The organism is Castellaniella sp. (assembly GCF_004321985.1).
GTDB lineage: Bacteria > Pseudomonadota > Gammaproteobacteria > Burkholderiales > Burkholderiaceae_B > Castellaniella.
Map to the genome: position 1 here is coordinate 1 of NZ_SCQN01000061.1, position 9,539 is coordinate 9,539.

Sequence of the window (9,539 nt, forward strand, 5' to 3'; positions counted from 1 at the left end):
AAAGATTCAAGAGAAAAATGCGGCAAGGAACAAGGAACAGGATGAGATTGACAGTCATCTGTCACCTGAAACCTTGTTGGAACGCAGTTTGTTAGATGTGCTGAACGACGACTAAAGGTAAAAGGTTTAACAAGATTCTAATAATGTCTTGTTAAACCTCTCCTGTATCCTTATGAACTAAATGCTGATGAATTTTCGTTAATTATTTTGACCTTTTTGAAAGATTTAGCTTGACAAAAAGTCGCTACAATAGTATCCTTCAACTCTCAAATCATTCCGCTCAACTTTTATTGCTCCACAACACAAGTCTTGGGTTTTCACTTAACCTCTCAAGGGAAATTATTATGTCATTTACTGTCATCAAAAACGCAAAGGTTCACGTCACTCCGCTCGCTAAGGGTGCAATCTCTGTTATCATCAATGATACCTACACTCACACTTTTGACGGCAAGACCAAGCTGGCAAAGGATGCTCAGGAAATGGATCGCAATGCCCTGTTGGCTCGCCTGAATGGCGGTACATTCATGTTTTTGGGTGATCGTCTTGTAGACTATCGTTACAGCGATTATCAGGGGTTCATTCACTCAGATGACGGCATTCAGGCGTTAGGCGAAAAGATCGGCTTTGAAGTTTCCAAGCCGAATGGTAATCGCCTTGGTGCCATCCAGCAGTTGCGTCATCGTAACAATGGTGTGTTCCTTGGTGGCGTTGGTGAAGATTTCTACCTTGACATTGCGGGTCTTGGTGCAGGCGGTCAATTCAAGAACCGTATTCTGTATCGCTGGTCGCCGTTCTCACAAAACATTGAGACTACCTTGGAAGTAGAGCGTTTGATCTGCACCAATGGTATGGTGGGTATTTCACCACTAACCACTCGTCGTGTGCCTCTCCTGAACGATTGGGAGCGTAACTTGGAGATCGTTTCACTGAACCTTCAGCCAACCATGAACGGCCTCTTGAGTGAGCGTTTTGAGGCAATGGTGAATCAGCGTGCGACTTTGCATGAGGTTCGTCGCGCCCATCAGGCATTGATGGCTCGCCATGATACTTCGGGTTCTGAGGGCTATCGTGGTCGCACTGGTGAAGATTTGGCTCACTTGCGTCAACTGATTGATTTGACCAACATTGCTCGCTTGGATGGTGTCTATCGCTCTGAAGTGTTGTCGCAGTCAGATGATCGTATTCGTACTCTGCCTTCGGATCTGAGTCGTTATGACTTGTTTAACGTCTTGACTGAGGCCTCAACCCATACGGCAGGTTCGCTAGTCAATACCAAGTCTCTGCAGACCATGTTGAACGTCTTGGTCTTTGACAACACGACTGCAGCGGTGGTTGGCAATACTCGTCTTTCTGCTGAAAGTGACCCTAGCCGTGTATTCTACGGTACTGATCGCAAGAATAATTAAGGCTTCCCATTCAACTGGCGGGGTGTTATAAATGTCCCGCCTAATTTTTTCAGGAGAATATTTATGAGTAACACACTTTTTCTAGTTTCAGATGTTTGGGAAAACCTGAGTCGTGGTGTCGTTGTTTTCAGCGAGAGCCGTAAGAAGCATGCTTTTTACACGACCAATCCAGAACTAATTGCATCCCTTAACAAGGATGTTCAACCAAGGTTTGATGAATACGGTGAAGAGGTTGATCAGTTCAATGTGGGTGAGCGTTGTGCCTATAACCTGATCACGAAGCAAGTTGAAGAATTGCTACCAGCTAACTTTGGTGGTGCCATTTCCACAGTTGCCTTTGCTCAAATTCCTGCGGTTAAGGATGAGGATGAAGAGGTTAAGGGGTATAAGGGTGCGTTGTTGTTGGGAACCGCAACAGGTGCCTTATGTGTTTCCACTCGTTTTCTTGAACGCTTTAATGAGGAAAGCATTTCACTGAAGGACATTGGCGTTGAAGATGATACGGTAGTTGTCCTGCCTGTGTTCGTCCACGTCAAGGAACATAGCAAGTTGGATATCCATAACAAAGGCGATTATGTTGACGCCTTGTATGTCCTGAAGAATTAAGTCAACCATCAATCGTTTGAAGGAATATAATTATGAAAAGTCTCGTTTTTTCGCAAAAGCTTCGTGCTGATGGCTCTTACTTCCTAAAAATTCAGGATGGCGTCGAAGGTTCGGATGATGTTGAACTGAATGCGGTTGATGCCCGAGTTGATGAACTGGAATATCTGCTTATTCAGAAATTGAAGGGTGCGGCCTCCAAGCTTGCATTCACGGATCTGGCTTCACATCCTTTGGATGTTGGCGCGAAGATTGTTGTTCGTGTTGAACCTGAGTACGAGTTCAAGGATATCAACGCCTCACTAATTCGCTTCAAAGATGGTGAGCGTGTTGATGAAGGCCGTGAATTGGAACTGGATGAAGAAATTCCGTTGCTCAATCGTACAACTTCTGAAGGGGAAAGTGATGGAGAACATAGTGTCATCGGTTCTCTGAACATCTTTGCTCAAGCTCCTGAAAATGAATCCGTTTTGGAAGGTCACGATTTTATTGAGTTGGATAACGGCCTTGTAACTATCAGTGTTGACACTTCAGATGCTGAATCGGTTGTTGGTGGTTTTGGCACGCCTTCTGTCTTGGGCGCTTGGGCTGTCCTTCAACTTTTCCGTGAAAGTCTTGAGTTCCATACGGGAGTTGAGGATATTCCTGAAGGTGATGATGACTATGTTGAAGAGGAGGAAGAAGAGGAATTTTTGGAAGAGGAGAACGAACGCTGGAGATTCTGATTTCCTTCTTCAAAAATGTTTAATGGAAACAGAAGGCCACCGAATGTGGCCTTCTTGTTTATGAAGGTTTGTTTCATAAAATTTCTTGGGAACTACTTGCATATTTTGTGTGGTTCGTGTAACATTACTTTAATAACACATTATTAAACCATCCGTTGCCAAATCAAAGTCATAAAAGGAACGCAAGAATGAAAACAGTCAACAAACTCATGGTGTTTGGACTTATCTCTCTATTTCCTGTTGTCGCCTTCTCACAAAATGTTACCGCTGGTGTCTCAGCCGTGTCAACAACGACCTCTGTAATCGGCACAGAAGCCCCTACAACAGACACCGAAGTCAATACTGATGGTTCATATGTCGTATCAACAACAGCGTTTACAGACGCCTTACAGAAGGTATCCGACAGTATTAACGCCTTGGAGTTCTCTCCAGAAGGTTGGGTGCGACATTTGAATGTAGATTCCATTGCAAGTGTCAATCGTTTTAATACATCGGTTTTAAAAAATGTTCAAATTCCTTATGTGAACACTATTGTTGATGCAGTTAATTCAGATATTCAAGACAACAAAATCACTGAAGCTGATGTGATCGCATTGCAATATGCAAAAGCATCTGCTGTAGCTATCTTGAATGCTCGCAAGGAAGGTCGTTTGAAATTAGTTTTGGTGAATATCTCGTCGTATTCTCTAGACGCAATTGACGCAGTCACAGGCGAATTGGCTTTCCGTAGTAAAGTTATTGTCGGTAAACATCGTGCCACGCCGATTTTCAGCACGAATATCACTTCATTGACCGTCAACCCAACATGGACACCGACCTTGACTATCCTTCGTGGTAGCGTGTTCCCTTCTGTGGGCAAGCCAAAAGGCTACGCTGCTCGCACAGGTATGGTGGCTGTTGGTAGTGATGGTAGTTTGATTGATTTGGGTTCGCCTGATGTTACTGCTTCAGAAGTTCGTGGCCTTCGTATTTATCAACCGGCTGGCGACGATAATGCACTTGGTGTCATTCGTTTCAATACGGATAATAAACAAGCCATTTATCTTCATGACACGAATGAACGTTACTTGTTCAAGAAGGATAAGCGCGCTTATTCTCACGGATGTATTCGTGTTCAAGAGTGGCAGAAGTTAGGCTTGTGGTTGTCGGGATGGGATGCCGATAAACTTCAGGAAAAGCTTGATACCAAGGAAACTAATACTTACCGTGTAGATAAAGTACTTGTCACTGTTATCAATTACCCGGTAGACATTACGAATGAAGGTGTGGCTTCTCTGGATGATCCCTACGCCGTCACTAAGCCAAAACAAGGTTGATCTTGTAGATACTGAAATCAAGTTCAACAGTTAAAATAAAAAATACTAAGACGCCATAATTATCAATTATGGCGTCTTGTTCGTCAACGTTTTACGTTTTCTTGCCGTTTCCGGTCTTGCTTCAGTGAGTGTGTTTTTAGAACTTTGTTGAATAGCAAGAATTTCTTGTCTTTTCATGGCTGAATCTAATTCATCAATTGCGTCATCCATGATAATAAGTGGTGAGAGTTCATAACCTGTATTAGGACGTTTTTCTTCCATCAAGGGTTCCACTTGTCTTTTTGTGGTGGTCAGAAAATGACGGCAATAGGTATAATTACTCTCGTCTTTTGTAGAAAATAGACAGACTTTTTTAAGATCAATGTTGTCAAATAGCGGAGCCAGTCGTCCCTCAATGAGATCTCTTTTACTCTCTGTTAAAGCATAATCTAATTCATCATAAAAAAGGGATTTCCAAACACTTAGATAAGTTGAAATTAAAGCGTGATTAACTTCCTGTTGTCGAGCAAGAGGACGCAATTCTGTAAAAATGGTTTCAGGAACAGCTTGTGGATCGGCATCATCGCCATCCTCTGTCGTAGGCCCACCATAAACAGGATCGGGCTGAAAAACGACAGATGGAGTCATCACCAAATCCAATGGGGAAATCTTTTGCTGTGTAGATGGATAATATTCCTTAAGAATGTTGGTCAACCTTTTTGGATCCGTAGGATGACCAATAAAAAGTGTTTGGTAAGGGAGTCCTTCTGTGGATGCTGTGCTGTTATTCGGGATGCCCTTAAAATTAACATTGATACAGTCCATATCCATTGATACGGGAATGGTTTTGTTGAATGCCTTCTTATATAGTAGACTGCCTTCATGACGTTGAACAAGCAAACCATTATTTTCATTGTCCCATAAGCGTTTAGCGATAGCCACTTGGTCGGCTATGGTTTCGCCTGATGCGTTATACCCATCGCCTCCTATCACGTATTTCAGTGCCCGGATAAGTTCAATGTCATCAGTATAAGCCAAAATAGAGCGGCCTTGTTCATCTCTAAGGTCTCTAAAATCTGTTTTTGTTGTCTGAAGTCCATTAACCGCTATTGTAGAATTAGGCATAACGAAAGGATTGTCTTTATAAACTTCATTGATGGCTAACAGAACTTCACGATAGAAAGTTTTTACTCTTGAGTTGCCATTCCCATCAAAACTACTCGGAGAGTCTAGTGGACTCGGAAGTTCAGCCAAAAAAGGAAAGAGGGCTGGAATACCTAAAATGGATTCACCTTCCCAAGGATGATAGAGTTTAAAAAAGTCGTGGATACGTTTACCTAACGTCTTTGTGTCTTCATACCGATTGGCATGAAGAAATTTACGATATTTCGTCAGTAATTTGATGGTCTTTTTCATAAAGATGGCCTACCTAGTGTAACCATGGTAGGCCATTAAAGTTGAGTTAATTTTTAATATCTTTAATGCAGATTACATTAGTGATGCTTGGACATCTTCCAATAAGGAGTCTTGATCAAAAACAAAATCGTCATCATCAGACCACTCAAAAGAAGCATTGTCATCAGCGTCATAATTGTTGCCTGTTTTAGGGATATAAGCAAACGCCTTTCCATCACTGTTCAAGCCAAGCAAGAAAGCAATCGGTGATTCAAACTCGGGCTGTGTATAGACGCCAAGGAAAGCGAAGCCATTATCCAGCACATGGAATCCAAAGAACTTGTCTTTTGGATTTCCCAAGCAGACATTCTCAACAGTAAACTCCACAGAACGCAATCCTTCTTCCAGTTCACTGTCTGGATTGATGGAAGCGTACTCAATCAATAGATCCCAACGAAAACCTTCTTCAGTAAAACTAACTTCATCAAATAATTCAGCAGTTTCAGGAGAGAGGATATCAAGCAGGGCATTACTAAGCTTCATCTTGAAGTCTTCAATTTTTTCGGCGTGGTCACTCATACGGCTATCTTGTTTGTGGATGATTATGACATGATAGCGATTATTTTGAAAAATTAGACACACAAGTAAAAAGGCATGCCATTTCAAAATGACATGCCTTCTAGAAGGTTTAATAAGCCAATATCTAAAAGATTATGGTTTTACTTTATTGCTTCTATTTACCTTTGAATTTGGATTAGCTTCCAAAACATCAGTAGCTCCATTTCTTGAAAAATCAAAGTCCTTCCTTGCGTGTTTGATGGCTGACACTCTAGCATCGTAGATCCTGACTGCCAACTCTTCACCTTGAATGCCATTTTCAAGAAATGGTTGTGCCTTGACTTCCTTCGCATATTGATAAGCTACTCTCAAGAAGTCGGCTTGAGGATAGTCACTTTCAGTAAGTCCCAAACGACCACGCTTGTCCGCCTCACATGCGAGAAGGAAACATTCCCAGCCATCAGGACGCCTAAAGCCATCAATGGCCTGTATCATCTTCAAGATGGTGCTAGCCTTTAAATCAAGCGCTTGGTGAGCCTTCAGATGATGAACCACAGTAGCCTTACCTCTACGGACAAGCTCCGCAGGAAGAAGCATTCTGGAAGCCATGTCCTCTAAAGGTTGAACACCGCCTTCTTCGTGACCAATATGGCGAGGCCATTGGTCTTTAGGAGTTAGCGCCTTGCCTAAGTCGTGGACAAGTGCCGCGAATTGTACGTCAAAGCGTTCTGGAGCCAATCTATGAGCTACATCCAAGACCATTTCGGTATGGATACCCGTATCAATTTCTGGATGATGTGCAGCTGATTGTGGGACGCCATAGAGGGCATCAACTTCAGGAAGAATTTTCTCTAATGCTCCAACTTTATGGAGGACAGACAAAAAGACGGATGGCGTACTTTGACGATCAGTGAACGTCTTTTCAATCTCAATGAATACCCTTTCTTTAGTTAATGCGTCAATTTCTCCACGGTTGACAATATCACGCATTAACTGAATGGTTTCAGGTGCAATGGAGAATCCAAGATGATGATAACGGGCTGCAAAGCGAGCTACTCGAAGGACACGCAAAGGATCTTCGGCGAAGGCTTCAGAAACATGACGAAGGATTTTCTTATTCAAGTCAATGATACCGTTATAAGGATCAACAAAGTTGCCTTCTGAGTCTTTGGCGATGGCATTGATAGTCAGATCACGTCGTGATAGATCGTCTTCAACGGTTAACGATGGATCGGTAAAAACTTCAAATCCGTTATAGCCTGATCCGCTTTTCCTTTCGGTGCGAGCCAAAGCATATTCCTCATTGCTTTCAGGATGAAGAAACACAGGGAAATCCTTACCAACTTGTTTAAAGCCAGCTTCCATCATTTGTGCAACAGTTGCACCGACAACGACATAATCCTTGTCATGAACAGGTTGCTTTAATAAGCTATCACGAACGGCACCGCCGACTAAATAGACTTTGGCGTCCTTGATGTTGAGTGAATTGTTTTCCATGTGGATCTCTAGTGTTACAAAAGTGTTTAGATTACCATGGTAAGGATAAAAGTCAAGGTGACATCATTTTATAAATGCTTAGAGGCACTTGCCATACGTCGCCTTAATGACTTTTCACTATCAGGTTCGGGCATCGGCATCCAGCAAACAGGAGTGATAGCCAAAGCTCTCCATCGCACATACAGTGGACCTTCAGATGGCGACCATCGAGCGGGGGTAATGCCCCACCAGCGTCCTGCCTCAGTGTTATCAGGATAACGTCCTCGTTCATCGGGCTTCATTCTGCCACCCTCACCTGAACCTTCTGCCATCCAACAGGCGGCTACAACATTCCAAGCTTCGCCGTTAGGTGTTTCGGTCACAAGAATGGTGGTTCCATCCTTTGGAGCCTTTGACATAGGACGCCATGGGGATTTCGTTTTAGCTGCTTGAGGCTTACTCATAGATTTGCCTGATGTCTGAATTTGAGAATGACACGATGTGTAAGTAAGAGTTGTGAAGGCGAGTTTCATATTCAAGCCTTACATAATCACCTTCACGAGTTAACATAATTTCAGCCGCATGTTCAGCAGAACAAGAAAAGGCGAGCGGGTGAATATCCTTGATTTTGAAATAAACGCGCAATGCTTCATTGTCGGACTTTGCCATACGCTGAACCGTTCCTTCAATTTTCACTGTTTCTTTTTTATTAATGTCGTTCATAAGGCTGTTCCGATAATGTTGTTATTGACTAGTTTTGGATATTTAACTTGCCAATCGAAATTCCGACAGAAGCTTCAACATGCGCTCATGAGGAAAAAGTGAGCAACCTTCGGCCAGCTTGGAATCAATGTCCTTCATGGTAGCTTCATTCCTAAAATAAAAACATTCAGGCAAAATAACAGCTACTGAAGTCAAGGCACCATTGAGGGATGCTTGTTCTTCATGAAACAGACTGTGAGACAAACGAAAAATACTTTCGTCCAAAGAGAAATCTGAGGAAAGACCTATGGACTTCAAATAGTCAGGATCAGCAACAAGATGTTCAGCAAGATGGCGTTCAATGTCATCAATTTCGTTATGGACACGTAAAAGGTTGTCGGCATATCCGCCATTGAGGTAAATGCTAGTTTTATGGTTTTCTGCCCACTCATACAGGGTGTCAAGATGATCCTTCTGGTGGCGATACTTTACAAACATGGCCGTCATGGCATGTTCGCCTTGGATACCTTGCTGAATGCTGGAAAGATACATGTTACCGAAGAAATAGGCTCGCATTAGATTTTCTCTTGTGGAATGCGAGAAGTATATCAGAAGATCATAAAAAATGCAAGGTCAGCGTTAATTTATGAATTTAGGTTGGTTTGTCGTATTTGTAGGCCAAAGCGTGAATTCGTATGGCTACACTGATTAAGCCTGCAATCATAACTGCGCTTCCAGACAAAATAAGCGCATTTAGGTCAAGAAATATACCTAAAGCGAGAAGAAGGAAGCCAAAAAATCCAAGATGTTTCCTTAAAAGGAAGTTAAGTACGTCCTCTAGTGTTGTACTCTTGGAAAGATATCGTTCAGGAACAACACTGTCATAATTTGTCGAAGATTCGGTTGATTTCATAATGTTCTCCGTTTGTCATAATTATTGGTGTTCATTTGTTTAATTGTTCATCAGACACAGGATGTTGTACTGTATCGGTGTTTGAATGATTAACTAAATTTTATTCAATCCATGTTAAGACAATGCAGAGTTGCTAATCTTAACGGAATAAAGATTTAGTTATGCTGATAAGGAACTATCAGCAACTTTTTGAGCATCAAGGATTCCCGCAGACGGATGCCAACACCTTGGCACGGTCTTGAGTAGTGTACTATTTACAGAGGTTCGCTCTATATTTTGTGCGCCACACTTATCCCTATCGTGTTCAAAGCCACAATTAACACATACCCAAAACCTTACATCAAGTTGCTTTAGACCCTTGGGACCACAAATGCAATCACAATTCGAGCAAACCTGAGTTGAATAACTTTCGTTGATTAACGCAAAGCCCCTTCCTGCCCAACGGCAAATACTGGATAGTTGACTC

The 9,539-nt window shown here is 42.4% G+C and carries 11 protein-coding genes; 4 read left to right on the plus strand and 7 right to left on the minus strand.

Annotated features, from left to right (window positions below; all coding sequences use genetic code 11):
- Positions 1-344 precede the first annotated feature (344 nt).
- From EPN31_RS15660 to EPN31_RS15675, 4 genes are all read left to right on the plus strand, one after another.
- Positions 345-1,406, plus strand: a complete 1,062-nt coding sequence (locus EPN31_RS15660; RefSeq protein ID WP_291775391.1) for a hypothetical protein — start codon at positions 345-347, stop codon at positions 1,404-1,406.
- Between the two features lie 63 nt (positions 1,407-1,469).
- Positions 1,470-2,012: a hypothetical protein gene (locus tag EPN31_RS15665; RefSeq protein ID WP_291775394.1), complete on the plus strand. Its 543-nt coding sequence runs from the start codon at positions 1,470-1,472 to the stop codon at positions 2,010-2,012.
- A gap of 32 nt (positions 2,013-2,044) precedes the next feature.
- A complete protein-coding gene (locus EPN31_RS15670; protein ID WP_291775397.1) occupies positions 2,045-2,734 on the plus strand; it encodes a hypothetical protein in 690 nt (229 codons plus the stop codon).
- A gap of 188 nt (positions 2,735-2,922) precedes the next feature.
- The gene (locus EPN31_RS15675; protein WP_291775399.1) at positions 2,923-4,050 is read left to right on the plus strand and encodes a L,D-transpeptidase family protein; all 1,128 of its coding nucleotides are present in this window, start codon (positions 2,923-2,925) and stop codon (positions 4,048-4,050) included.
- Positions 4,051-4,116: 66 nt separating this feature from the next.
- On the opposite strand, the gene EPN31_RS15680 is transcribed toward EPN31_RS15675, so the two are convergent.
- From EPN31_RS15680 to EPN31_RS16745, 7 genes are all read right to left on the minus strand, one after another.
- The gene (locus EPN31_RS15680; RefSeq protein ID WP_291775402.1) at positions 4,117-5,445 is read right to left on the minus strand and encodes a hypothetical protein; all 1,329 of its coding nucleotides are present in this window, start codon (positions 5,443-5,445) and stop codon (positions 4,117-4,119) included.
- Positions 5,446-5,517: 72 nt separating this feature from the next.
- Complete coding sequence (locus EPN31_RS15685) at positions 5,518-6,003, minus strand: hypothetical protein (protein ID WP_291775405.1); 486 nt, start codon at positions 6,001-6,003, stop codon at positions 5,518-5,520.
- 132 nt (positions 6,004-6,135) lie between these two features.
- The gene (locus tag EPN31_RS15690; protein ID WP_291775408.1) at positions 6,136-7,479 is read right to left on the minus strand and encodes a multifunctional CCA addition/repair protein; all 1,344 of its coding nucleotides are present in this window, start codon (positions 7,477-7,479) and stop codon (positions 6,136-6,138) included.
- 435 nt (positions 7,480-7,914) lie between these two features.
- Positions 7,915-8,181, minus strand: coding sequence for a hypothetical protein (locus EPN31_RS15695; RefSeq protein ID WP_291775411.1), 267 nt, complete (start codon positions 8,179-8,181; stop codon positions 7,915-7,917).
- A 42-nt stretch (positions 8,182-8,223) separates the two neighbouring features.
- Entirely contained in the window at positions 8,224-8,736 is a 513-nt protein-coding gene (locus EPN31_RS15700; protein ID WP_291775414.1) for a hypothetical protein, read from the minus strand.
- 76 nt (positions 8,737-8,812) lie between these two features.
- The gene (locus tag EPN31_RS15705) at positions 8,813-9,073 is read right to left on the minus strand and encodes a hypothetical protein (protein ID WP_291775417.1); all 261 of its coding nucleotides are present in this window, start codon (positions 9,071-9,073) and stop codon (positions 8,813-8,815) included.
- A gap of 159 nt (positions 9,074-9,232) precedes the next feature.
- Entirely contained in the window at positions 9,233-9,523 is a 291-nt protein-coding gene (locus tag EPN31_RS16745; RefSeq protein ID WP_367188324.1) for a zinc ribbon domain-containing protein, read from the minus strand.
- Positions 9,524-9,539: the final 16 nt, after the last annotated feature.

What these genes read in the sequence shown, in the direction of transcription:
- EPN31_RS15665 (WP_291775394.1), top strand. Translation starts at nt 1,470, where the DNA reads ATGAGTAACACACTTTTTCTAGTTTCAGATGTTTGGGAAAACCTGAGT.
- EPN31_RS15695 (WP_291775411.1), bottom strand. Translation starts at nt 8,181, where the DNA reads ATGAACGACATTAATAAAAAAGAAACAGTGAAAATTGAAGGAACGGTT.
- EPN31_RS15690 (WP_291775408.1), bottom strand. Translation starts at nt 7,479, where the DNA reads ATGGAAAACAATTCACTCAACATCAAGGACGCCAAAGTCTATTTAGTC.
- EPN31_RS15685 (WP_291775405.1), bottom strand. Translation starts at nt 6,003, where the DNA reads ATGAGTGACCACGCCGAAAAAATTGAAGACTTCAAGATGAAGCTTAGT.
- EPN31_RS15680 (WP_291775402.1), bottom strand. Translation starts at nt 5,445, where the DNA reads ATGAAAAAGACCATCAAATTACTGACGAAATATCGTAAATTTCTTCAT.
- EPN31_RS15675 (WP_291775399.1), top strand. Translation starts at nt 2,923, where the DNA reads ATGAAAACAGTCAACAAACTCATGGTGTTTGGACTTATCTCTCTATTT.
- EPN31_RS15700 (WP_291775414.1), bottom strand. Translation starts at nt 8,736, where the DNA reads ATGCGAGCCTATTTCTTCGGTAACATGTATCTTTCCAGCATTCAGCAA.
- EPN31_RS15670 (WP_291775397.1), top strand. Translation starts at nt 2,045, where the DNA reads ATGAAAAGTCTCGTTTTTTCGCAAAAGCTTCGTGCTGATGGCTCTTAC.
- EPN31_RS15705 (WP_291775417.1), bottom strand. Translation starts at nt 9,073, where the DNA reads ATGAAATCAACCGAATCTTCGACAAATTATGACAGTGTTGTTCCTGAA.
- EPN31_RS15660 (WP_291775391.1), top strand. Translation starts at nt 345, where the DNA reads ATGTCATTTACTGTCATCAAAAACGCAAAGGTTCACGTCACTCCGCTC.